The sequence below is a fragment of the Nocardia sp. NPDC127579 genome (assembly GCF_042672005.1).
Lineage (GTDB): Bacteria > Actinomycetota > Actinomycetes > Mycobacteriales > Mycobacteriaceae > Nocardia.
In genome coordinates this window covers 70,079-92,570 of the sequence record NZ_JBHXVZ010000005.1, presented here as the reverse complement: position 1 = coordinate 92,570, position 22,492 = coordinate 70,079, and the positions used below count along the sequence as shown (strand labels likewise).

Here is a 22,492-nt window from a genome sequence, read left to right as displayed (position 1 = left end):
CCCGGCGCGAGCGCTACAGACCGAAGCTGCCGGGACCGCGCCGGCGCAGGTACTTCTCGAATTCGGCCGCGATGGCGTCGCCGTCGATCTTGGCGATCGCCTCGTTCATGTCGACCGCCGCGTCGCCGCGTTCCTCCAGCGAACGCACGTATTCGCTGATCTCCTCGTCGCCGACGGTCATCTCGTTGACCGCGCCCTCCCAGTCCTCGGCCTGCTTGGGCAGTTCACCGAGCGGTACCTCGATATCGAGCACGTCCTCGACGCGATGCAGCAGCGCGATGGTGGCCTTCGGGTTCGGCGGCTGGGAGACGTAGTGCGGCACGGCCGCCCAGAACGACACCGCGGGCACGCCGGCGCGCACGCACTGGTCCTGGAGCACGCCGGTGATGCCGGTCGGTCCCTCGTAGCGGGTCTGTTCCAGGTTGAAATGCTCGGCCGCTTCCTTGCTGTAGGCCGACCCGGTGACCGGCACCGGCCGGGTGTGCGGGGTGTCGGCGAGCAGCGCGCCGAGAATGACCACCGTCTGCACGCCCAGCTGCTCGATCATGGCGATCAGCTCACCGCAGAAACTGCGCCAGCGCATGTTCGGTTCGATCCCGCGCAGCAGCACGACGTCGCGTTCGCTACCGGGGGGCGAACACACCGACAGGCTGGTGGCCGGCCATTGGATTTCCCTGGTCACGCCGTCGACCTGGCGTACCGTCGGACGGTTCACCTGGTAGTCGTAGTAGTCCTCGGAATCGAGTTCGGCTAGCGGTTCGGCATCCCAGATCAGTTCCAAATGCTCGACCGCGCCACTGGCCGCGTCTCCCGCGTCGTTCCAGCCCTCGAAGGCCGCGACCAGCACGGGATCCCGCAGCGTCGGCAGTTCCGACTCGGGAGTTTCACTGGGGTTCACCCGTTCACCCTACGGTGTGGGCATCGCCCGCGCTGTCTCATGCAGCCAAGGACACGGCCCGGGAGTGTGGCCTGGCCCACCTCGCTCTCACCTGCGCTGGTGCGGCTGCCGACTCTGTCGCAACCGCCCTCTACGCTTGTACGCATGCCTGCGCCCCGTTCTACCGCCTTCGATACCACGCTTCTCGACACGCTGTCTCGCCGTGTCGTCATCGGCGACGGTGCGATGGGCACGATGTTGCAGGCGGCGGATCTGACGCTCGACGATTTCCGCGGCCTCGAGGGCTGCAACGAGATCCTGAACGACACCCGTCCCGATGTGCTGCGGGCCATCCACCGCGCGTATTTCGAGGCCGGTGCCGATGCCGTGGAAACCAACACCTTCGGCTGTAACCTGCCCAACCTGGCCGACTACGACATCGCCGACCGCATTCGCGATCTGTCCGAGCGTGGTACCCGGCTCGCCCGCGAGGTCGCCGACGAGATGGGGCCGTCCGCGGACGGCACACCGCGCTATGTCCTGGGGTCCATGGGCCCGGGCACCAAGCTGCCCACCCTGGGGCACGCGCCCTACGCCGTGCTGCGTGACGCCTATGTCGAGGCGGCACTGGGCATGCTCGACGGCGGCGCGGACGCCATTCTGATCGAAACCTGCCAGGACCTGCTGCAGGTCAAGGCCGCGATCACCGGTAGCCGCCGGGCGATGCGGCAGGCGGGCCGCCGGATCCCGATCATCACCCACGTCACCGTGGAGACCACCGGCACCATGCTGGTGGGTTCGGAGATCGGCGCGGCGCTGGCCGCGATCGAGCCGCTGGGCGTCGACATGATCGGCCTGAACTGCGCCACCGGCCCGGACGAGATGAGCGAGCATCTGCGCCATCTGTCCAAGCACGCGCAGTTGCCGGTGTCGGTGATGCCCAATGCCGGGCTGCCGGTACTCGGCGCGAACGGCGCGGAATACCCCTTGACGCCCGAGGAGCTGGCGGTCGCGCTGCGCGGCTTCGTCTCCGAATACGGGCTGGCCCTGGTCGGTGGCTGCTGCGGCACCACCCCCGAGCACATCCGCCAGGTCACCGAGGCGGTGCGCGAGGTGGAGAAGTCCTTGCCGCCCATCGCCGAACGCCGCCGCCCCGAGCACGAGCCGTCGGTGTCGAGCATGTACACGGCGGTGCCGTTCGAGCAGGACGCGTCCGTGCTGATGATCGGCGAGCGCACGAATGCCAACGGCTCCAAGGCTTTCCGTGAGGCCATGCTGGCCGAGGACTGGCAGAAGTGCCTGGACATCGCCAAGGATCAGACCCGCGACGGCGCCCACATGCTCGACCTGTGCGTCGACTATGTGGGCCGCGACGGTGTCGCGGACATGGAGGCGCTGGCCTCGCGTCTGGCCACCGCGTCCACCCTGCCGATCATGCTCGACTCCACCGAAACCCCGGTGCTGCGTGCGGGTCTGGAACACCTGGGCGGGCGCTGCGCGGTGAACTCGGTCAACTACGAGGACGGTGACGGCCCGGATTCGCGCTACCAGCAGACCATGGCACTGGTGGCCGAGCACGGCGCCGCCGTGGTCGCGCTGACCATCGACGAGGAGGGCCAGGCCCGCACCGCCGAGAAGAAGGTGGAGATCGCCGAGCGCCTGATCGCCGACATCACCGGCACCTGGGGTCTGCTGGAGAGCGACATCATCATCGATACGCTCACCTTCACCCTCGGCACCGGCCAGGAGGAGTCGCGTCGCGACGGCGTCGAAACCATCGAGGCCATCCGCGAACTCAAGCGCCGCCACCCCGAGGTGCAGACCACCCTGGGGCTTTCGAATATCTCGTTCGGCCTGAACCCGGCCGCCCGGCAGGTGCTGAACTCGGTGTTCATGCACGAATGTGTCGAAGCCGGGCTGGATTCGGCGATCGTGCACGCCTCCAAGATCCTGCCCATGAGCCGGATCCCGGACGAGCAGCGTCAGACCGCGCTGGATCTGGTCTACGACCGCCGCACTCCCGACTACGACCCGCTACAGAAGCTGATGGCCCTGTTCGAGGGCGTCTCGACGTCCTCGTCGAAGGCCTCGCGAGCCGAGGAGCTCGCGGCGCTGCCGCTGTTCGAGCGCCTGGAACGCCGCATCGTCGACGGCGAGAAGGCCGGGATGGAAGCCGATCTGGACGCGGCCATGGCCGAGGTACCGCCGCTGCGCATCATCAACGAGACCTTGCTGTCGGGGATGAAGACCGTCGGTGAGCTGTTCGGCTCGGGGCAGATGCAGCTGCCGTTCGTGCTCCAGTCCGCCGAGGTCATGAAAACCGCTGTGGCGTACCTGGAACCGCATATGGAGTCCACCGACGACTCCGGCAAGGGCCGCATCGTGCTGGCGACGGTCAAGGGCGACGTGCACGACATCGGCAAGAACCTGGTCGACATCATCCTGTCCAACAACGGCTACGAGGTCGTCAACCTGGGCATCAAGCAGCCGATCGCGACCATCCTCGACGCCGCGGTGGACAAGAAGGCCGATGTCATCGGCATGTCCGGGCTGCTGGTGAAGTCGACGGTGATCATGAAGGAGAACCTGCAGGAGCTCAATCTGAAGGGCGTGGCCGATCAGTATCCGGTGCTGCTCGGCGGCGCGGCGCTGACCCGCGCCTACGTCGAGCACGATCTCACCGAGGTCTACGAGGGTGAGGTGCACTACGCGCGCGACGCGTTCGAGGGCCTGCGGCTGATGGACGAGATCATGACCGTGAAGCGCGGCGGCGGCCTCGATCCGGACAGCCCCGAGGCGGTGGCCGCCCGCGAGAAGGCGGCCGAGCGCAAGGCCAGGCACGAGCGCTCCAAGCGGATCGCCGAGGAACGCAAGGCCACCCAGGTGCCGGTGGTGGTGCCGGAGCGCTCCGACGTGGCCGCCGACCTGCCCGTGCCGGTACCGCCGTTCTGGGGCACCCGGGTGGTCAAGGGGCTTGCGCTGCAAGAGTATTCGGGTCTGCTCGACGAGCGGGCGCTGTTCCTCGGCCAGTGGGGGCTGCGCGGCCAGCGCGGCGGTGACGGCCCCTCCTACGAGGAACTGGTGCAGACGGAGGGCCGTCCGCGGCTGCGGTACTGGCTGGATCGGCTCTCGACCGAGAACGTGCTCCAGCACGCGGCGGTGGTCTACGGCTACTTCCCGGCGGTCTCCGAGGGCGACGAGGTCGTCGTGCTGACCGAGCCGCGCCCCGACGCGCCCGAGCGTTACCGCTTCCGGTTCCCGCGCCAGCAGCGTGACCGTTTCCTCTGCATCGCCGACTTCATCCGCTCCCGTGCCCGCGCGCAGGAGACCGGCCAGGTCGACGTGCTGCCGTTCCAGCTGGTCACCATGGGGCAGCCGATCGCCGATTTCGCCAACGAGCTCTTCGCCGGTGACAACTACCGCGACTATCTCGAGGTGCACGGTATCGGCGTGCAGTTGACCGAGGCGCTGGCCGAGTACTGGCATCGCCGGGTGCGTGAGGAGCTCACCCTGGACGGGCATTCGGTCGCCGAATCGGATCCGGCCGACGTGCAGGACTACTTCAAGCTCGGCTACCGCGGCGCGCGCTACTCCTTCGGTTACGGCGCCTGCCCGGAGCTCGAGGACCGCGCGAAACTGGTCGACCTGCTCGAGGCGGGCCGGATCGGTGTGGTGCTCTCCGAGGAGTTGCAGCTGCATCCGGAACAGTCGACCGACGCATTCGTGCTGCTGCATCCGGAGGCGAAGTACTTCAACGCCTGACGAGCGCCCGAGTGATCGGACCGTTGGGGACGGTGTGAGTGTCCTCACCGACAGGTTTGACCAAATGATCCGCGTATTCGCATGTCGCGGAACGTAATCGCGGCGATATCCGGTACCGACAGGCACGTGATCCGGGAATCCACCCGGTGATCCGGTGGATGTCGGTCGGCCGGGTATGCCATTGTCGATGCAGTTGCAACTGCATCCGGGGCAGTCGGCGGATGCGAACGCCACCCAACTGCCCGCGAGCTCGGCGTGAAAGCAGGAGGGGCACAACCCAATGACGGCGGACCGGTTGATCGCTGGACGGTATCGGCTGACGGATCCGATCGGCACCGGCGCCATGGGCGTGGTGTGGCGGGCCACCGATGTCCGACTACGTCGCACCGTGGCGGTCAAACAGCTGATCCTGGCGCCCGGATTGTCCCGCTCGGCCGCGTTGGAGGCGAAGCTGCGGGCCATGCGCGAAGGCCGGATCGCCGCCCGGCTGCACCACCCCAACGCCATCACCGTTTTCGATGTCGCCGAGGAAGACGGCCAGCCGTGGCTGGTCATGGAGTACATGAATGCGCCCAGTCTGGCCGCGAAGCTGTCCGGCAAGCAGACGCTGCCGCCGGGTGAGGTGGCGCGGATCGGCGCACAGGCCGCCGCCGCGCTGTCGGCAGCGCACGAGGCGGGAATCATGCACCGCGACGTGAAGCCGGCGAATCTGCTGGTCGCCGATGACGGCACGGTGAAGATCACCGACTTCGGCATTTCGCGCGCGGTCGGCGATGTGACGGTCACCGCGACCGGTTTCCTGGCCGGTACCCCGGCCTATCTGGCGCCGGAGGTGGCGCGCGGGGAGAACCCGGAGCCGTCCTCGGATGTGTTCGCGCTCGGCTCGACCCTGTACGCGGCGGTGGAGGGCGCACCGCCGTTCGGCGAGGGCGACAATCCGCTGGCGGTGCTGCACTCGGTCGCGCGCGGTGAGATTCCCGCGCCGAAGAACGCGGGTGCGCTCGCGCCGGTGCTGTTGCGGCTGCTGGCGCCCGTCATCGACGCCCGGCCGACCATGCGCGAGGCCCGCGAGGCACTCGAAGCCGTTGCGGCGGGACGGGTTCCGGCGCTGGCGGCTCCGGTGAGCACCAAGGTCATGCCCGCGCCGGGCGCGGACGCGACCACCGTGCTGGCCGCACCCGAGGAGCAGGGCGCCACCGAGTTCATCCCCGCGCCGACCCCGACTCTGCCCGCGCCGCCGCGCTCGAGCGCTCCGTCCGGCCGTGGCCCGAACAAGCAGACCTTGGCGCTGATCGCGGTCGCCGCGGTGGCCGTCGTGCTGGCCGTGATCCTGCTGACCCGCAACGATGGTTCGCAGACTCCGCCGGTGGCACAGTCGAGCACGACCGCCGAGCCCACGGCGACATCGGTCGCGGGTGTGCCCGGGCAACCCCGGTCGTCGACGACCACCACCGCGCCGCCGAGCACCACGACCACGACCGTGCCGCCGACCACGACGACCACCCTGGCCGGCCCGCCCACTTCGGAGCAGATCGCGCAGTTCGTCTACGGCTATTACGGCCAGCTGCCTGGGAATTCACAGGCCGCGTGGTCGCAGCTCTCGGCCGGATACCAGGCGTCGACCGGCGGATATGCGGAATATGTCCGGTTCTGGCAGCAGTTCAGCTCGGTCCGCGCCTCCGACGTCGTGGTGACCGGTGACCGTGCCGTTGCGACGATCACCTACGTGCACACCAACGGCCGGGTCGAATCGGAACGGCGGTGGTTCCAGGTGGTCGCCGAGGGCGGCCGTCCCGTCATCGTGAACTCCCAGCGCGGGTGATTTCCCGGGCGGGCAGCCCGCCGCGGCGATACCGGTCCGGCCGCCTGCCCTGCGACCGTTACGCTGGGAAACGATCCGGCGTCCGGACCGGATCTCGTCGTTTCGAGGGGATGTACCGAACGTGACAGCGCTGGCCGCGGTGCTCTGGGATATGGATGGCACGCTGCTCGATTCGGAGAAGTTGTGGGACATCGGCGTGCGTGAGCTCGCCCGGGAGCTCGGCCACGAGATGACCGATGAGATCCGGCACGCGCTGATCGGCTCGGCCGGGCCGGATGCCATGCGGATCATCTTCACCGGACTGGGGCTGGAACCGACGGTGGCCGCGGTGGAGCAGGCGCGGATCTTCCTGGAGCGCCGGGTCGCCGAGTTGATGACGGGTGCGATTCCGTGGCGGCCCGGCGCGAAGGACGCGCTCGCCATGGTGCGTGCGGCGGGTCTGTCCGCCGCGCTGGTCACCAACACCAAGCGTTCGCTCGCCGAGTACGGTCTCGATACCCTGGGCCGCGATTTCTTCGATACCTCGGTCTGCGGTGACGAGGTGCCGGTGGGCAAACCGGACCCCGCGATCTACCTGCGCGCCGCCGAGCTGCTCGGCGTCGACCCGAAACACTGTGTGGCCATCGAGGATTCGCCCACCGGCGCGCGGGCGGCCGAGGCCGCGGGCTGCGCCGTTCTGGTCGTTCCCTGCGAGATCGCGGTGCCGGCCGGGCCGGGGCGTGTCTTCCGTGACACGCTGGTCGGGCTCACACCCGCCGACCTGCTCCAGGTGCGTCGCGCCGTCGCCTGACGCAGGATTTCTGTGCCGCGATCCAAGCGGTCGCGAGAATTGTTGTCGTACAACATAACTGACACCTGTGGTAACTGTGACGATGCTCACGGGTGCGTCATTCCGGACCGCGACCAGCGGTCGGTCGACAAAAATTGCGTCATGACAGTGCCGGGAGACTTGCGAGAGCTCATCGACACGACGCGCTATCGGCTGGCCGATCCCGAAGATTCGGGCCGGGCCGCGGTGATCGGGCGGGCACGTGCGGATCTGGCCGATCGCGGCTGCACGGTCCTGCCCGGCTTCATCCGGCCGGAGCTGGTCGAGACCCTGCGGGCGCAAGGCGCCGCGCTGGCGCCGCACGCGCACTACGCGGTCGAGCGGGTCAACGCCTACAACATTCCGTTGGACGCCGACCTGCCCGCGGATCATCCGGGGCGCATCGTGCTGGAACGCGGGAACGCCTTCGTCGCCCGCGACCGGATACCCGCCGATGCGCTGATCCACCGGCTCTACACCAGCGCGGAGTTCAAGCGCTTCGTCGCGGACTGCTTCGATCTGGCCGAACTGCACGAATTCGCCGACCCGCTGGCCGGGCTGTGTCTGAACGTGGTCGCGCCCGGCATGTCCCATCCATGGCATTTCGACACCAACGAGTTCACCGTCAGCATGCTGACCCAGCCCGCCGACTCCGGTGGCGTCTTCGAGTACTGCCCGAATATCCGTTCGCCGCGGGCGGAGAACCTGGACGCGGTCCGCGCGGTACTGACCGGCTCCGGCGCGCCGCGGCCGCAGCGCCTCCACCTGCGCCCCGGTGATCTGCAATTGTTCCGCGGCCGCTTCTCGCTGCATCGCGTGTCACCGGTATCCGGTGCGGCGCAACGTCATTCGGCGATCTTCGCCTATACCGACCGTCCCGGCGTGATCGGGACGGCCGAACGCACCCGCCAGCTGTTCGGCCGTGTCCTGCCCGACCATCTAGCCGCCGCGGACCGTGCGGTGCGCGGCGACCAATTGCTCGACTGAAGCGGCGTCGCACCCGCTCGAGAGGAACTACAACCGTGCCAGTGCCGCTGCATACGACCGGGAAAGCCTCCTTCGACGACATCTACGACCGGCCCGATCCCCGCGACTACCACGCCCGCCTGGCCGAACTGGACTATCGGATACCGGAATTGGCTCGACCATATTTCGAACAGCAGATCCGGGAGTGTCGCGCCGCCACCGGTGCCGAGCAGCTGACCGTGCTCGATATCGGGTGCTCCTACGGCGTCAACGCCGCGCTGCTGCGACTGGGGGCGAGCATGGCCGACCTGGCCGACCTTTACGAGACCGGCACCGACCGCGCGGATCTGATCCGGCGCGACCGGGCCCGGCTCGCCGCCGTGGACCGGCTGCCCGAGGTCCGGTTCCTCGGAATGGACGCCTCGCGTCCCGCGCTCGAGTACGCGACCGCGGCCGGGCTGCTGCACGACGCCGTGCACGCCGACCTCGAGGATGCCGAGCCGACCGACGCGCAGCGCGCGGTGCTCGCCGCCGCCGACCTGGTGATCTCGACCGGCTGCGTCGGCTACGTGACCGAGCGGACCCTGGCCCGCATCGCCGCCGCGCGGCCGCAGCGACCGCCGTGGATGGCGCATTTCGTGCTGCGGATGTTCGACTTCGCGCCGATCGAGCAGCGGCTGTCGGCGCTCGGCTACCGGACCGTGCGACTGCCGGGCATGTTCGAGCAGCGTCGCTTCGCCTCCGCGGCGGAACGGTCGCAGGTGCTGGAAACACTGGCCGCCAAAGGTATTGATACCGCAGGCTATGAGGCACAAGGATGGCTCTACGCCACCCTGTACGTGTCCCGTCCGGAAATCACCGCATCCAGTCAGGGGAATCCCAGTTGAGTGACCGCACCTTCGCCGCCGACGACCACCTGCCCCGGGTACCGCTGCCCACCCTGGAGGACAGCTGCGCCCGCTTCCTGCAGTGGTGCGCACCGCTACTCGACGCCGGGCAATACGCCGAGACCGAAGCCGCCGTCGCCGATCTGCTGCGCCCGCAGGGGCCGGGCCGCACCCTGCACGCCGCGCTCGTCGACTACGACCGGACCCCCGGCGTCGGCAGCTGGCTCGACCTGTTCTGGCCCTCGCGCTATCTCGGCCGGCGCGATCGAATCGCCTTGAACGCCAACTTCTTCTTCCTGTTCCGCGACGACACCGCGCTCGCGTCCTCGACCGCGGCGAACCAGGCCGAACGTGCGGCGGCGATCGTGTCCGCCGCCGTCGCCTACAAGCTCGCGCTGGACGAGGAGAAGGTCGAGGCCGCCACTCAGCGCGGTCAGCAGCTGTCGATGTGGCAGCACAAGTACCTGTTCTCCGAGACCCGGATTCCCGGCGAACTCCAGGACACCGTGCGGGTGCCCTACAGCAGCGAATGGCCGGGGCCGTCCCAGGCCCGCCACATCGTGGTCTTCCTGCGCGGCCGCGCCTACCGCCTCGACGTGCAGGGCCCCGGCGGCGAGCCGTACTCGACCGAGGATCTCGCCGCCGCACTGCGCGGGCTGTCGGCCACCGCGCGGGCCGCTGATCCGGACACCCAGGTCGGGCACCTCACCACCAAGGCGAGAGCGGAATGGGCGGCCAGCCGCGCGGCGCTGCGGGCCGAGCCGGTCAACGTCGCGGCGCTCGACACGATCGAGACGGCGCTGTTCTGCCTGTGCCTCGAGGATTCCACGCCCCGCGACGCGCTGTACGCCTGCGATCAGCTGCTGCACGGCAACAGCGGCAACCGCTGGTTCGACAAAGCGGTCTCGTTCGTGGTCTTCGGCGACGGCCAGGCCGGAATCAATGTCGAGCACTGCGGGCTCGACGGCACCACGATCCTGTCCTTCGTCGACGCGCTGCTGGAAACCCCGGTCGCCGAGCACGCCGCCCGCTCCGGCGCGCGCTCGCAGGGCACGCCGCCGCTCACACCGATCGACTTCACGCTCTCGGAGGAGTTGCGCGCCGATATCGCCGCCGCCGGTGTGGATTTCGCGCGCTACGCCGACGCCAACGCCACCACCACGGTCTCGTTCGACGACTTCGGCACCACCGCGGCCAAAGCTCTCGGCATCTCACCCGACGCGTTCGCGCAACTGAGCTACCAGCTCGCGCACCGGCGCAGCAAAGGACTGACCGGCGCCACCTACGAGTCGATCGCGACCCGGCAGTGGCGCAACGGCCGCACCGAGGCCATGCGCGTGGTCACCCCGGAAATGGTGGCGTTCGTCGACGCCATGCAGGACCCGGCCGTCGAACCGGAACAGCGGGTGGCCGCCGCGCGCACCGCCGCTGCCGCGCACGTCGAGCGGGCCAAACAGTGCCAGGCGGGTGACGCGCCCGAACAGCACCTGTGGGAACTGGAGTGGATCCAGCGGCGGCGTGGGGCCGAGCTCGGCGTCACCGACCCGATTCCGCTCTACGACAGCCCGGGCTGGCAGGTCATGCGCAACGACTACCTCAGCACCAGCTCCGCCCCGTCGGTCAACATCCAGTACTTCGGGTTCGGCTCCACCAGCCCCACCTGCATCGGAGTCGCCTACGTCCTGCTGCCGGACCGGTGGAATCTCTATCTGGCCACCCCGGCGACGGTCGCCGGCCAGATGCACGACTTCGCCGAGCACCTGCGCACGGCGGTCGCCGATCTGCGCGCGCTGCTCGGCGCCGCGGCGGGGTGAGCAACCCGGCCGCATCCGGGTCTGAAACAATCTCTTCGTGAAGAACTTCGAATCCCTGTTCGCCGAGCTGCTGGATCGTGCCGCCACCCGCCCCGCGGGCTCCGGCACCGTCGCCGCATTGGATGCCGGCGTGCATGCCCAGGGTAAGAAGGTGCTCGAGGAGGCCGGCGAGGTCTGGCTGGCCGCGGAGCACGAGAGCGACGAGTCGCTCGCCGAGGAGATCTCGCAGCTGCTCTACTGGGTCCAGGTACTGATGGTGGGGCGGGGGCTGAAGCTGGAAGACGTGTACCGACATCTGTGACGGCCGCACGTCTTCCCGCTGACCTCCCTGAAAGGAATCCCTCCCATGCTGCGCGTCGCAGTCCCCAACAAAGGCGCCCTGTCCGAATCCGCGACCTCGATCCTGGCCGAGGCCGGATACCGCAAGCGCACCGATTCCCGTGACCTGACCGTCCTGGACCCGGCCAACCAGGTGGAGTTCTTCTTCCTGCGCCCCAAGGACATCGCCATCTACGTCGGCTCGGGCGAACTCGATCTCGGCATCACCGGGCGCGATCTCGCCCTGGATTCCGGTGCGCCGGTCCAGGAGCGGCTCTCGCTCGGCTTCGGCCGGTCCACCTTCCGCTATGCCGCACCGGCCGGGCGCGAATGGCAGGTCGCCGACCTCCAGGACAAGCGCATCGCCACCTCGTATCCGAATCTGGTACTCGAGGATCTGAAGACGCACGGCATCGAAGCCGAAGTGATCCGGCTCGACGGTGCGGTGGAGATCTCCATCCAACTCGGCGTCGCCGACGCCATCGCCGACGTGGTCGGCTCGGGTCGCACGCTGCGTCAGCACAATCTGGTGCCGTTCGGCCGGTCGCTGTGCGATTCCGAGGGGGTGCTGATCGAGCAGGCCGGCTCCGACCAGAACGAGCGGGCCCGCAATCAGCTCATCGCCCGCGTGCAGGGCGTGGTCTTCGGCCAGCAGTACATCATGCTGGACTACGACTGCCCGAAGGATCTCCTGGAGCAGGCCGTCGCCATCACTCCGGGGCTGGAATCGCCCACGGTGTCGCCGCTGGCCGACGAGAAGTGGGTCGCGATCCGGGCCATGGTGCCCCGCAAACAGGGCAACGAGGTCATGGACCAGCTGGCCGACCTCGGCGCCAAGGCCATCCTCGCCTTCGACATCCGCTCCTGCCGCGCGTTCTAGGCCACCGATGAATTCACGGTGCGTGCAACCGGTGTGCGCGGTGCTTCTGCAGCCCTAGGCTCCATCCTCTTCGATGAGGAACGCAAGGAGCACAACCGTGTCGCAGACACCGCCCGAGCCGCGCTCGGGCCGATGGTTCACCTGGAACGAGGACTGGCTGGCGGCGCTCGTCGGCCTGGTCCTGCTGATACTGGTCCTGGTCGGCGCGGTGCCGGCCGGGCTGGTGTCGCCGGAATGGCTGGTGGGCTGATGGCCACCGAGAATACCGTGCGGTCGGAAACTGCCGCGCTGCAAGCGAATCCGAAGCCGACCCGGGGTGAGATCGCGGCCGGAATCGCCGTGGTGCTGGCCCTGGGGTTGGCGACCCGCTACTTCGACGCGCACGTGCCGAAGTGGGCCGAGGGCACCTCGTTCCAGCGGGTCGCCAAATCGGTCGAGTTCCCGGTCTACGCGATCGCGCTCGGCCTGCTCGGCAATGTGATCCTGTCGAAACTGGATCTGCGGGAACGGCTCTCGGCCGGTTTCCGCACCGAGTTCTTCATCAAGACCGGTGTGGTGCTGCTCGGCGCCTCGATCAATCTGAAGATCCTGGTGACGGCGGCGGGCCCGTCGATCGTGCAGGCGCTGCTGCTGATCACGGCGGTATTCGGGTTCACCTGGTGGTTCGGCGGTGTGCTCGGCCTGGACGACAAACTGCGTGCCCTGCTGTCCTCGGCGGTGTCGATCTGCGGTGTGAGCGCCGCCATCGCCGCCGCGGGCGCGGTCCAGGCCAAGCGCGAGCAGATCGCCTACGCGGCCTCGCTGGTGATCCTGTTCGCGCTGCCGTCGATCTTCGTGCTGCCGTGGCTCGCCGAGGCTCTGAATCTGTCGGATGCGGTGGCCGGTGCGTGGATCGGCGGCAATATCGACACCACCGCCGCGGTCGCGGCCTCCGGCGCGCTGGCGGGCGAGGACGCGCTCAAGATCGCCACCGTTGTCAAGACCACGCAGAACGCGCTGATCGGGATCGTGGCGATCGCGTTGACCGCGTACTTCACCCTGCGTGTGGAGCGGCGGCCGGACGCGGAGCGGCCCTCGGCGAGCCAGTTCTTCGAGCGGTTCCCGAAGTTCGTGCTCGGGTTCGTGGCAGCGTCGGTGATCGGGACGCTGTACCTGCAGTCGGTCGAGAAGAAGACGGGCGCGGCGCACATCGCCATCGTCAACGATCTGCGGACCTCGTTCCTGATCCTGGCGTTCGTGTCGATCGGCTTGGAATTCTCGCTGCACGGACTGCGCGAGGCCGGATGGCGGCCGATCGCGGTGTTCGGCTCGGCGGCGGTGGTGAACCTGCTTGTCGGGCTGGGGCTTTCGGTGGTGCTGTTCCGGGATTTCACGGTCTGACGGGCTACTCGGACACGGCCTCGGCCAGGGTCTCCGCGGGGGATTCCTGGCCCGGGCCGGGCCAGCCGGGGTAGGGGGGTGGGGTGCCGCCGAAGGCGGGGCAGAGGGGTTTGTAGTCGCAGTAGTCGCAGAGCCAGCTGGGGTTGGGCGGGAAATCGCCGGTGCGGCCCGCGTCGAGAATGGCGTCCCACAGGGCCGACAGAGTGCGTTCGAAGCGGAGCAGTTCGGTCGCGTCGGGTGCGTAGGTGAGGATCTGGCGGTCGGCCAGGTAGATCAGGCGTAGCTGGGTGGGGAGGATGCCGCGGGTGCGTAACACCATGAGCGCGTAGAACTTCAGCTGGAACAGCGCTTTGGTCTCATGGGTGGGTCCGGGGGCGCGGCCGGTCTTGTAGTCGACCACGCGCAGCTCGCCGGTGGGGGCGACATCGATGCGGTCGACGAAACCGCGCAGTACCGCGCCGTCGCCCAGCTCCACCTCGACCTGGGCCTCGCGGGATTCGGGCTCGAACCGGGTCGGATCCTCGAGTTGGTAGTACCCCTCGATCAGGGCGCGTACCTCGGCGAGGAACGGTTCGAGCCCCTCGGTGACCAGCTCACCCACCTCCGGCCGCTCGGCCTGGATCCGTGCCCACGCGGGTTCGATCAGCAGGGCCGCGCGCTCGGGCCCGCGTTCGGGCGCGGGGAGCCCGTACAGGTCTTCCAGGACCGCGTGCACCACCGTCCCGCGCACCGCGCCGAGCGACGGCGTTTCGGGAATCCGATCGATCGCCCGCAGCCGATACTTCAACGGGCACTGTTTGAAATCGATTGCCCGCGAGGGCGACAGCGCGGGCCGGCGCCGCCCGGGCCCCGGCTCCGGCCCGGCCTCGGGGGTGAGATCGCCGGGGGGCTTGCACGCGGAGCCAGACATACCTGGCAGGCTATCCCGCGGTACCGACACATAGACGAGGAGATACATGACGGCCAGACGGACCGGGCCTTTCACCATCGGCGACCGGGTGCAGCTGACCGATGCCAAGGGACGGCTGTACACGGTCGTCCTGGAGGAGGGTAAGGAGTTCCACACCCATCGCGGCGGCATCAAGCACGACAAGCTGATCGGCGCCGACGAAGGCAGCGTGGTCACCTCCACCAACGGCACCCCGTATCTGGCGTTGCGCCCGCTGCTGGTCGACTACGTGCTGTCCATGCCGCGCGGTGCGGCCGTCATCTACCCCAAGGATGCCGCCCAGATCGTGCACGAGGGCGATGTGTTCCCCGGCGCGCGGGTGCTGGAGGCGGGTGCGGGCTCCGGCGCGCTGACCTGTTCGCTGTTGCGTGCGGTCGGCCCGCAGGGCGAGGTCATCTCCTACGAGATCCGCGAGGACCACGCCGAGCACGCTGTTCGGAACGTGGAGACGTTCTTCGGCGAACGCCCGGCAAACTGGTCGCTGACGGTGGCCGACGTCGCCCAGTACGCGGGTGAGCCGGTGGATCGGGTGGTCCTGGACATGCTCGCGCCCTGGGACGCGCTACCCGCGGTCGCCAAGGCGCTGGTGCCCGGCGGTGTGCTGCTCGTCTACGTGGCGACCGTCACACAGCTGTCGAAGGTCGTCGAGGCGCTGCGCGAACAGGAGTGCTGGACCGAGCCGCGCTCCTGGGAGTCCATGGTGCGCGGCTGGCACGTGGTCGGTCTCGCGGTGCGGCCCGAGCATCGCATGCAGGGCCACACCGCGTTCCTGGTGAGCGCGCGCCGCCTGGCCGAGGGCACCGTCACCCCGAAACCGCAGCGGCGTCCCTCCAAGGGCTGATCAGGGCGCGCAGGGCGCCACGAACGCCAGCAGGGTGCACGCGCTCGCGTCCGAGAGCTTCCAGGCGCCGTCGACGTGTTCCCAGGTCATCGGCATGGCGGGCGCGGCGCCGTGCGGCGAGGTGGTGATCACCTGCGCGGTCGCCTCGGTGCCGTCGACTTTCACGTCGCTGACCGCGAAAGTGAGGGTGCCGTAGCCGGCCAGTGCACGGTTCATGGTTTCGATGTTGGCCTGGCGCTTGGCGCCGTCGACCACGATCGCGGTCTTGTCGGCGGTGGGCTTGGCCGGATCCGCCAGCAGCACGAGCGTTGCCTGCAGATCGGCGGCCGACGGTGCGGCGTGGTCGCCGTGACCGGCGGCGCTGCTGGTCACGGCGCCGCTGGTGCTCGCGGTGTCGGACTTGTCGTCGGAACCGCAGGCGCTCGCCCCGGCCGTAACGGCAAGGGCCACCGCGGCGCTAGCCATACAGAGACGGATTTTCCTTGCGGGAAGGAGCATTCTCAGCAACCTTTCGGCTCGATCGGCGAGCCGCGCTCGCCCGGTTCGGGTTAGGGCAGGCTAACATGGAGTGACGGCGGTCGATCGCAGCCCAGATGTGATCTCGACGAAACCGAGTTGGGAAGGCGAGAAACGTTCACGCCCGGTAGCGTTGATAGACCGGGACTGGGAGGAGCAGCACATGAGCCCCATCGAGAATTCGGATTCGGCGGCCTGGAGAGAGCTCGAGGCGGTACGCGCCGAAGCAGCTGCACTCCGGAGGCAACTCGCCGATTCACCCGATCGCGCACGGGAATTGGAAGCCCGCATCGATTCGCTGACCATTCGCAACACCAAGCTGATGGACACGCTCAAGGAGGCGCGGCAGCAACTCGTCGCGCTCCGTGAGGAAGTCGATCGGCTCGGTCAACCGCCGAGCGGATACGGCGTGCTGATCGGCGTGTACGAAGACCAGACGGTCGATGTGTTCACGTCCGGGCGCAAGATGCGGTTGACCTGTTCGCCGAATATCGACACCGCGACGCTGGAGTACGGCCAGACCGTGCGCCTGAACGAGGCGCTGACCGTCGTCGAGGCGAGCGTCTACGACGCGGTCGGCGAGATCGGCAGTCTGCGTGAGATTCTCGACGACGGACGCCGCGCCCTGGTGGTCGGCCACGCCGACGAGGAGCGTGTGGTGTGGCTGGCGGGTCCGCTGGCCAAGCTCGCCGAGGACGACGACCTCGACGATCCGGATCGCCCCATTCGCAAACTGCGCCCGGGTGATTCGCTGCTGGTCGACACCAAGGCGGGTTTCGCGTTCGAGCGCATCCCCAAGGCCGAGGTCGAGGATCTGGTGCTCGAGGAGGTGCCCGATGTCGACTACACCGATATCGGTGGCCTGGGCCGCCAGATCGAGCAGATCCGCGACGCGGTCGAGTTGCCGTTCCTGCACAAGGATCTGTTCCGCGAGTACGCGCTGCGCCCGCCCAAGGGCGTGCTGCTCTACGGTCCGCCCGGCTGCGGTAAGACGCTGATCGCCAAGGCCGTCGCCAATTCGCTGGCCAAGAAGATCGCCGAGGCCCGAGGTGAGGATGCCAAGGAGGCCAAGTCCTTCTTCCTCAACATCAAGGGCCCGGAGCTGCTGAACAAGTTCGTCGGCGAGACCGAGCGTCACATCCGGATCATCTTCCAGCGGGCCCGCGAGAAGGCCTCCGAGGGCACCCCGGTGATCGTGTTCTTCGACGAGATGGACTCGATCTTCCGCACCCGTGGTTCGGGTGTCTCCTCCGATGTGGAGACCACCGTTGTGCCGCAGCTGCTTTCGGAGATCGACGGTGTCGAGGGCCTGGAGAACGTCATCGTCATCGGCGCCTCCAACCGTGAGGACATGATCGATCCCGCGATCCTGCGGCCCGGCCGCCTCGATGTGAAGATCAAGATCGAGCGTCCGGACGCGGAGTCGGCACAGGACATCTTCTCCAAGTACCTGACCGATACGCTGCCGCTGCACGCCGACGATCTCACCGAGTTCGGCGGCGATCGCGTGGCCTGCACCCGGGCCATGATCGATCGGGTCGTGGAGCGGATGTACGCCGAGAGCGAGGACAACCGCTTCCTGGAGGTCACCTACGCCAACGGTGACAAGGAGGTCCTGTATTTCAAGGACTTCAACTCCGGCGCCATGATCCAGAACATCGTGGACCGGGCCAAGAAGTACGCCATCAAGTCGGTGCTGGACACGGGCAACCCGGGTCTGCGCATCCAGCATCTGTTCGATTCGATCGTGGACGAGTTCGCCGAGAACGAGGACTTGCCCAACACCACGAATCCCGATGACTGGGCACGTATCTCGGGCAAGAAGGGCGAGCGGATCGTCTACATCCGCACCTTGGTCACCGGCAAGAACGCCAGTGCCAGCCGGGCGATCGACACCGAGTCGAATACCGGCCAGTACCTGTAGGGTGCGATGAGCTGAAGGGCCGCGTCTCCGCCAGGGGGCGCGGCTCTTCGCTTCCCGGGCGGCGTGTCCGGGGCTCGATCCAGGAGGAGGAGATCGTTATGACGAACCTGCCACCAGAGCCGTATCCGGGCGGGCCGGAACCGTATCCGGGTTCCTATCAGCCCTACGGTCCGGTCGCGAAGGTGATTCCGTCGACGGTGCAGAACGCCTTCTACGCCATGCTCGCGGGTGCGGTCGTCACCGTGCTCAGCACGGCGTTGGTCTTCACGCAGGTGGACGCGGTGCGCGAGCAGGCGCGCGAGCAGCAGTCGGATCTGACCGCGGCGGAGATCGACGCGGTCGTGACGCTCTCGATCGTGGGCGGGGTGATCGTCAACGTGATCGCCGCGGGCCTGTGGATCTTGCTGGCGTTCATGTGCCGGGCGGGCAAGAACTGGGCGCGGATCACCGCGAGCGTGCTGTTCGGTGTGAACACCGTGTTCTCACTGATGAGCCTGGTGGGTGCCGGGATGCTCGGGACCAGCGCCAACGCGCTCGGGCTGATCTTCACCGTGCTGCTCTGGCTGATCGGACTGGGTGCGATCGTGCTGCTCTGGCTGAAGCCGTCCGGCCCGTATTTCCAGCCGGCGCCGCCGATGGGTCAGGTCCCGCCGATGGGCTTTCCGCCGCCGGGTCAGACGCCGGGTTTCTGATTCGAGCCGAAGGGCCGCGTCTCCGGATCGGAAGCGCGGCCCTTCGGGGTGCCCGGATCAGTTCTGGACGGCCACCGAGTCGATGACGACGTCGGCGGCGGGGGCGCCGTCACCGGCGCCGTCCTGGGTGCCGGCGCTCGCGATCGCGGTGAGTTTGTCCATGCCGGCGGTGATCCTGCCGAACGGCGTGTAGCTCGGCGGCAGCTGGGAGTCCTGGGTGACCAGGAAGAACTGGCTGCCGTTGGTGTTGGGGCCGGCGTTGGCCATGGCGACGGTGCCCGCCGGGTAGGTGGCGCCGACCAGGTTCTCGTCGGGGAACTTGTAGCCGGGGCCGCCGGTGCCGGTGGCGGTCGGATCGCCGCACTGGAGCACGAAGATGCCCTCGGTGGTGAGCCGGTGGCAGCGGGTGTGGTCGAAGTAGTTCTCGTTGGCCAGGAACACGAAGGAGTTGACGGTGCGGGGCGCCTTGGCGGCCTCGAGCGCGATGGTGAGCGCGCCGCAGCTGGTGTTGAGTGTGGCGGTGTAGTTCGCGCCCGGGTCGATACCCATGCCCGGCTCGGCCGGCCACTGCTTGCCGTTGGGCGCTCCGGCGTCGGCGTTGCAGTTCGGGACCGCCGCGTCGGCTTGCGGCAGGGCGGCTTCGGGCAGGGCGAGGACGCCGCCGATCCCGAGCACCGCGAGCGCCGCGCCCGCCGCGAAAAGCCGTGCACCGCCTAGGATCCGCGCGAGTCCCTGTCGCGAGTGGTGGACGAATTGCCGCTGTTCGCTGCTCAACGTTCTCCGGTCTCCTTATTTCGGTCCACGCATCGGTCGATGCTGTGCGGCATCTTGCCATCTCGCGGCGATGGGGATGCGACGTATCGTTGCCGGAGTTCCGTTCATCGGACAATTTCCACGAAACCACTGGTCCAAATCTTCTGAATCATGCATGCTTCACATTGTTCGGCGTACGAGGGTCCGCCGACCGAGAATGAGGAGAAGCACATGTCCGGATCTGCATCGGATTTCATCGTCGGCATCCTGGTCGAGACGATCCAGCAGCTGCTGACCGGTAGCGCCGGATAGTTCCGTCGACGGTCCAGCGGCCGCGTCCCCGATCAGGGACGCGGCCGCTGTCGTCTGTGCGCCTAGAGGCAGCCGCCTGCCTCGAGCTCGGCTTCTGTTTCGGCCGATACCTCCACCGATCGTCCGATGCCGGCCCGGAGATCGGCGAGTGTGTCGGCATCGAGGCCGACGCCCGCCGCGCAGGTGAGCAGATCGGCGGTCACATCGATGGTCGCCGCCTGGGCGACGCCGGCACCGAGGAATGACGCACTGGCCACGGCGACGAGAATGAAGCCGGTCCGGACGAAACGCATAGCATTCTCCTTCGGTTGGCGGTCACTTACAGCAGGTGAATCTAGGCAGGTGGGTCGGGCGTCGTGGTGGAACAGGCACATTCGGGTTGCCCTGTCCGGTCACGATGCCGGTACGGCGCCCGCTGCTGCCGTGGTCGCGGACCGCTGCGCACGAACCGATCACTTCGGGGTGCGAGCAAGCAGATACGCGCGCTGGGTGTCCACCTCGGCGGGGTAGGCGCGGCGCTCGACGGCCGCGTCGATCCGGAATCCGGCCGCGAGGAGTTCGGCTTCGATCTCGGCTCGTTCGAAGAAGTGGAAGTCCAGATCGACGGTGTGGCCGAGCATTTCGTCCAGGTGCAGGGTCTCGCTGCCGAGATGGAACGACAGCAGTAGCTGCCCGCCCGGTCGCAGGACGCGCCGGAACTCCGCGAACGCGGCGGGCACTTGCGCCGCCGGGAGATGAATGATCGAGTAGAACGCCACGATGCCGCCCCAGGTCCCGTCGGGCACCTCGAGTCCGCGCATGTCGCCGACCTCGAACTCGAGTTCCGGGTGGGCGGCGGTGGCCACCTCGATCATGCCGGGCGACAGATCGATACCGAGCGCTCGTGACCCCAGATGGTCCAGATACCACGTGATATGTCCAGGGCCGCAACCGATATCGGCGATCGTGTGCTCGGCGCCCACCTCATCGGTGAACATGCGCAGCAGCGCCCGATCCAGCGGTTTGTCCCGTAACTCCGCCCCGAACCGCCCGGCGTACTCTTCCGCGATCCGGTCATAGCTCTCTCGCGCACCCACCCGCCCATCCTGCCCGGCTCCGCTGCGTCCGGCGACTTCCACGGACGCGCTGCGGCGAACGGCTACCAGCCGGAGGGGCGTGTGGACGAGCATCAGCAGCAGCACGGACGGCTGCGTGGTGTCACCGGAGTCGTCCGGTGGCGAGTGTCCCCGGCGGATATCCCGGCTGCCCGATGCCGGGCACAGAACCCGGCACGCGGGCTTCGCTGCATCGGACCGGGTGATTCACAGCCGATTTCGCGACTCGGCACAGGCAACTGCGTGTGCGGCAACGCGACAGCGGCTGCGAAGTCACGGATTTCGCGGACGGAACCCAGGTGGCGGTTCGGGTCGATGGCGAGTGTCGGTGGGGTCGGTTATGTTCGGGGCGGGGTTCGGTGAGAGGAGATGCGGATGGGGTCCACGCTTTTCGCGGTGTTGTTGCCGATCGCGTTGGCGCTGATCATGTTCGGGCTGGGGTTGACGCTGACGGTGGATGATTTCGCACGGGTGGTGCGCTATCCCAAGGCGGCGGTGGTGGCGCTGGTGTGCCAGATGGTGCTACTGCCGGTGGTGTGTCTCGGCCTGATCTATCTGTTCGGGCTCACGGGTGCGCTGGCGGCGGGAATGATGCTGCTGGCGGCGTCGCCGGGCGGGCCGTCGGCGAATCTGTTCAGCCACATCGCCGGCGGCAATGTGGCGTTGAACATCACGCTCACGGCGGTGAACTCGGTGCTGGCGGTATTCACGCTGCCGCTGGTGGTGGCGCTGTCGTTCAGTCTGTTCCTCGACGACGCGGAATCGATCGGGCTACGCCCGGACAAGTTCGCACAGGTCTTCGCGATCGTGCTGGTGCCGGTCGCGATCGGCATGACCGTGCACCGGCGCTACCCCGGTTGGGCCGAGCGGATGCGCGACAAGGTGAAGGTGCTCTCCATCATCGTGCTGGCGCTGGTGGTGACCGCGGCGGTGGCCAAGAACTTCCAGACGCTGACCGAGCACATCGGCCGGCTGGCGGCGGTGTGCCTGGTGTTCGCGGTGATCAGTCTGGGCGTCGGGTACTACGCGCCCAAGCTCTTCCGGATCGAGGAGGACCAAGCGATCGCGTCGGCGATGGAGATCGGAATCCATAACGGCGCCATCGCGATCGCCGTCGCCGCGACGGTGCTGCGGAACGATCCGATGGCAGTGCCGGGCGCGGTGTACGGCGTACTGATGAACATCCCCGCGGCGGCCGCCGCCTACCTGCTGGCCCGCCGGACGCGGCAGCCCAGCCCGGTGTGATCAGCCGGCGGGCGGGAACTGCCCGCTGGCGGTAACCGTCGTACCGTTCAATGTGAACGTGACGACACTGGGGCCGCCGGTCGGGCAGCACAGCGCGTCCTCCGGAAGCGGCCACTTGTACTGCACCGACACCGTGCCGCGGGTCTTTCCGAGCACGGTCGTGTAGGCGTAGGGCTCGGCCGAGGCGGTGCCGAGGTACTTGCCCTCGGCGAAGAACAGAATATGGGTGGCGGGATGAATTCCCATGCCCTCCATGGTCATCCAGGACAGTACCCCCGCGCAGCCCCCGTCCGCCGAATCCTCGCTGGCCCCGGGAATGGTCCAGATGGTGCTCGGTTCATCCGCCGCGACCCGCGCGAACCCGGCGTGCGCGAGCTCGGAATCCTGATCGAAACACAACCCGTCCCCGCCGCCGGGCACCGTGGTCGGTGCGGTGGTGGGCTCGACGGTGACCGTCACCGGTTGCGTCGGCGGCACGATGACGGTGGGGCCCGTTCCGCTCGGCGTCGGCCTGTTCGTACTGGTCGGAGGTTGCGCTCGAGTGCTGGTCGCGGGCGATTGCGGTTCGTCACCACATCCGGCGACAGCCAGGACCAAGCCCGCGGCGAGTGCGTATACAGCTGGTTTGATGCCCATGATTCCCCTCGATCGG

General features: G+C 68.2%; 22 protein-coding genes. 15 read left to right on the top strand and 7 right to left on the bottom strand.

The annotated features are described in order from the left end of the window. Positions 1-13: 13 nt before the first annotated feature. On the bottom strand, positions 14-898 hold the full coding sequence (locus ACFVMC_RS18485; RefSeq protein ID WP_379211717.1) for a PAC2 family protein: 885 nt from the start codon (positions 896-898) through the stop codon (positions 14-16). A gap of 144 nt (positions 899-1,042) precedes the next feature. Here ACFVMC_RS18485 and metH point away from each other — a divergent pair, with 144 nt between their 5' ends. The 10 genes from metH to ACFVMC_RS18435 all read left to right on the top strand — a co-directional run bounded on the left by metH (position 1,043) and on the right by ACFVMC_RS18435 (position 13,514). Further along, complete coding sequence (gene metH / locus ACFVMC_RS18480; RefSeq protein ID WP_379211715.1) at positions 1,043-4,639, top strand: methionine synthase; 3,597 nt, start codon at positions 1,043-1,045, stop codon at positions 4,637-4,639. A 280-nt stretch (positions 4,640-4,919) separates the two neighbouring features. Further along, on the top strand, positions 4,920-6,461 hold the full coding sequence (locus ACFVMC_RS18475) for a serine/threonine-protein kinase (RefSeq protein WP_379211713.1): 1,542 nt from the start codon (positions 4,920-4,922) through the stop codon (positions 6,459-6,461). Positions 6,462-6,612: 151 nt separating this feature from the next. Next, complete coding sequence (locus ACFVMC_RS18470) at positions 6,613-7,251, top strand: HAD family hydrolase (protein ID WP_379212406.1); 639 nt, start codon at positions 6,613-6,615, stop codon at positions 7,249-7,251. Positions 7,252-7,392: 141 nt separating this feature from the next. Then, positions 7,393-8,256, top strand: coding sequence for an arpA protein (locus ACFVMC_RS18465; RefSeq protein ID WP_379211711.1), 864 nt, complete (start codon positions 7,393-7,395; stop codon positions 8,254-8,256). A gap of 35 nt (positions 8,257-8,291) precedes the next feature. Beyond that, on the top strand, positions 8,292-9,122 hold the full coding sequence (locus ACFVMC_RS18460) for a class I SAM-dependent methyltransferase (protein ID WP_379211710.1): 831 nt from the start codon (positions 8,292-8,294) through the stop codon (positions 9,120-9,122). Next, the gene (locus tag ACFVMC_RS18455) at positions 9,119-10,936 is read left to right on the top strand and encodes a choline/carnitine O-acyltransferase (RefSeq protein ID WP_379211708.1); all 1,818 of its coding nucleotides are present in this window, start codon (positions 9,119-9,121) and stop codon (positions 10,934-10,936) included. The genes ACFVMC_RS18460 and ACFVMC_RS18455 overlap by 4 nt, the downstream gene beginning before the upstream one ends. Before the next feature lie 37 nt (positions 10,937-10,973). Further along, positions 10,974-11,237, top strand: a complete 264-nt coding sequence (locus tag ACFVMC_RS18450; RefSeq protein ID WP_379211706.1) for a phosphoribosyl-ATP diphosphatase — start codon at positions 10,974-10,976, stop codon at positions 11,235-11,237. Positions 11,238-11,282: 45 nt separating this feature from the next. After that, the gene (hisG, locus tag ACFVMC_RS18445; RefSeq protein WP_379211704.1) at positions 11,283-12,134 is read left to right on the top strand and encodes an ATP phosphoribosyltransferase; all 852 of its coding nucleotides are present in this window, start codon (positions 11,283-11,285) and stop codon (positions 12,132-12,134) included. 97 nt (positions 12,135-12,231) lie between these two features. Beyond that, the gene (locus tag ACFVMC_RS18440) at positions 12,232-12,384 is read left to right on the top strand and encodes a hypothetical protein (protein WP_379211702.1); all 153 of its coding nucleotides are present in this window, start codon (positions 12,232-12,234) and stop codon (positions 12,382-12,384) included. Then, complete coding sequence (locus ACFVMC_RS18435; RefSeq protein WP_379211700.1) at positions 12,384-13,514, top strand: YeiH family protein; 1,131 nt, start codon at positions 12,384-12,386, stop codon at positions 13,512-13,514. The genes ACFVMC_RS18440 and ACFVMC_RS18435 overlap by 1 nt, the downstream gene beginning before the upstream one ends. 4 nt (positions 13,515-13,518) lie before the next feature. Here ACFVMC_RS18435 and ACFVMC_RS18430 read toward each other — a convergent pair whose 3' ends face one another. Continuing rightward, the gene (locus ACFVMC_RS18430; RefSeq protein ID WP_379211698.1) at positions 13,519-14,424 is read right to left on the bottom strand and encodes a RecB family exonuclease; all 906 of its coding nucleotides are present in this window, start codon (positions 14,422-14,424) and stop codon (positions 13,519-13,521) included. A gap of 46 nt (positions 14,425-14,470) precedes the next feature. On the opposite strand from ACFVMC_RS18430, the gene ACFVMC_RS18425 reads away from it, so the two are divergent. Continuing rightward, on the top strand, positions 14,471-15,304 hold the full coding sequence (locus ACFVMC_RS18425) for a tRNA (adenine-N1)-methyltransferase (RefSeq protein WP_379211697.1): 834 nt from the start codon (positions 14,471-14,473) through the stop codon (positions 15,302-15,304). On the opposite strand, the gene ACFVMC_RS18420 is transcribed toward ACFVMC_RS18425, so the two are convergent. Then, positions 15,305-15,769 carry a hypothetical protein gene (locus ACFVMC_RS18420; protein WP_379211695.1) on the bottom strand — a complete coding sequence of 155 codons (465 nt, stop codon included), beginning with the start codon at positions 15,767-15,769 and terminating at the stop codon, positions 15,305-15,307. It abuts the gene before it with no gap. A gap of 214 nt (positions 15,770-15,983) precedes the next feature. On the opposite strand from ACFVMC_RS18420, the gene arc reads away from it, so the two are divergent. Continuing rightward, entirely contained in the window at positions 15,984-17,744 is a 1,761-nt protein-coding gene (arc, locus tag ACFVMC_RS18415) for a proteasome ATPase (protein WP_379211693.1), read from the top strand. Between the two features lie 98 nt (positions 17,745-17,842). Then, complete coding sequence (locus ACFVMC_RS18410) at positions 17,843-18,436, top strand: hypothetical protein (RefSeq protein ID WP_379211691.1); 594 nt, start codon at positions 17,843-17,845, stop codon at positions 18,434-18,436. 57 nt (positions 18,437-18,493) lie between these two features. On the opposite strand, the gene ACFVMC_RS18405 is transcribed toward ACFVMC_RS18410, so the two are convergent. After that, complete coding sequence (locus ACFVMC_RS18405; protein ID WP_379211689.1) at positions 18,494-19,210, bottom strand: peptidylprolyl isomerase; 717 nt, start codon at positions 19,208-19,210, stop codon at positions 18,494-18,496. A 150-nt stretch (positions 19,211-19,360) separates the two neighbouring features. On the opposite strand from ACFVMC_RS18405, the gene ACFVMC_RS18400 reads away from it, so the two are divergent. Further along, positions 19,361-19,501 carry a hypothetical protein gene (locus ACFVMC_RS18400; RefSeq protein WP_379211687.1) on the top strand — a complete coding sequence of 47 codons (141 nt, stop codon included), beginning with the start codon at positions 19,361-19,363 and terminating at the stop codon, positions 19,499-19,501. A gap of 62 nt (positions 19,502-19,563) precedes the next feature. Here the strand turns inward: ACFVMC_RS18400 and ACFVMC_RS18395 are convergent, their stop codons facing one another. Next, a complete protein-coding gene (locus ACFVMC_RS18395; RefSeq protein ID WP_379211685.1) occupies positions 19,564-19,794 on the bottom strand; it encodes a hypothetical protein in 231 nt (76 codons plus the stop codon). Positions 19,795-19,953: 159 nt separating this feature from the next. Beyond that, positions 19,954-20,577 (bottom strand): class I SAM-dependent methyltransferase, encoded by a 624-nt coding sequence (locus tag ACFVMC_RS18390; protein WP_379211683.1) that lies wholly within the window; start codon positions 20,575-20,577, stop codon positions 19,954-19,956. Between the two features lie 393 nt (positions 20,578-20,970). On the opposite strand from ACFVMC_RS18390, the gene ACFVMC_RS18385 reads away from it, so the two are divergent. Beyond that, complete coding sequence (locus tag ACFVMC_RS18385) at positions 20,971-21,840, top strand: bile acid:sodium symporter family protein (RefSeq protein WP_379211681.1); 870 nt, start codon at positions 20,971-20,973, stop codon at positions 21,838-21,840. On the opposite strand, the gene ACFVMC_RS18380 is transcribed toward ACFVMC_RS18385, so the two are convergent. Then, positions 21,841-22,317 carry an LppP/LprE family lipoprotein gene (locus tag ACFVMC_RS18380; RefSeq protein WP_379211679.1) on the bottom strand — a complete coding sequence of 159 codons (477 nt, stop codon included), beginning with the start codon at positions 22,315-22,317 and terminating at the stop codon, positions 21,841-21,843. It lies immediately after the preceding gene. Positions 22,318-22,492: the final 175 nt, after the last annotated feature.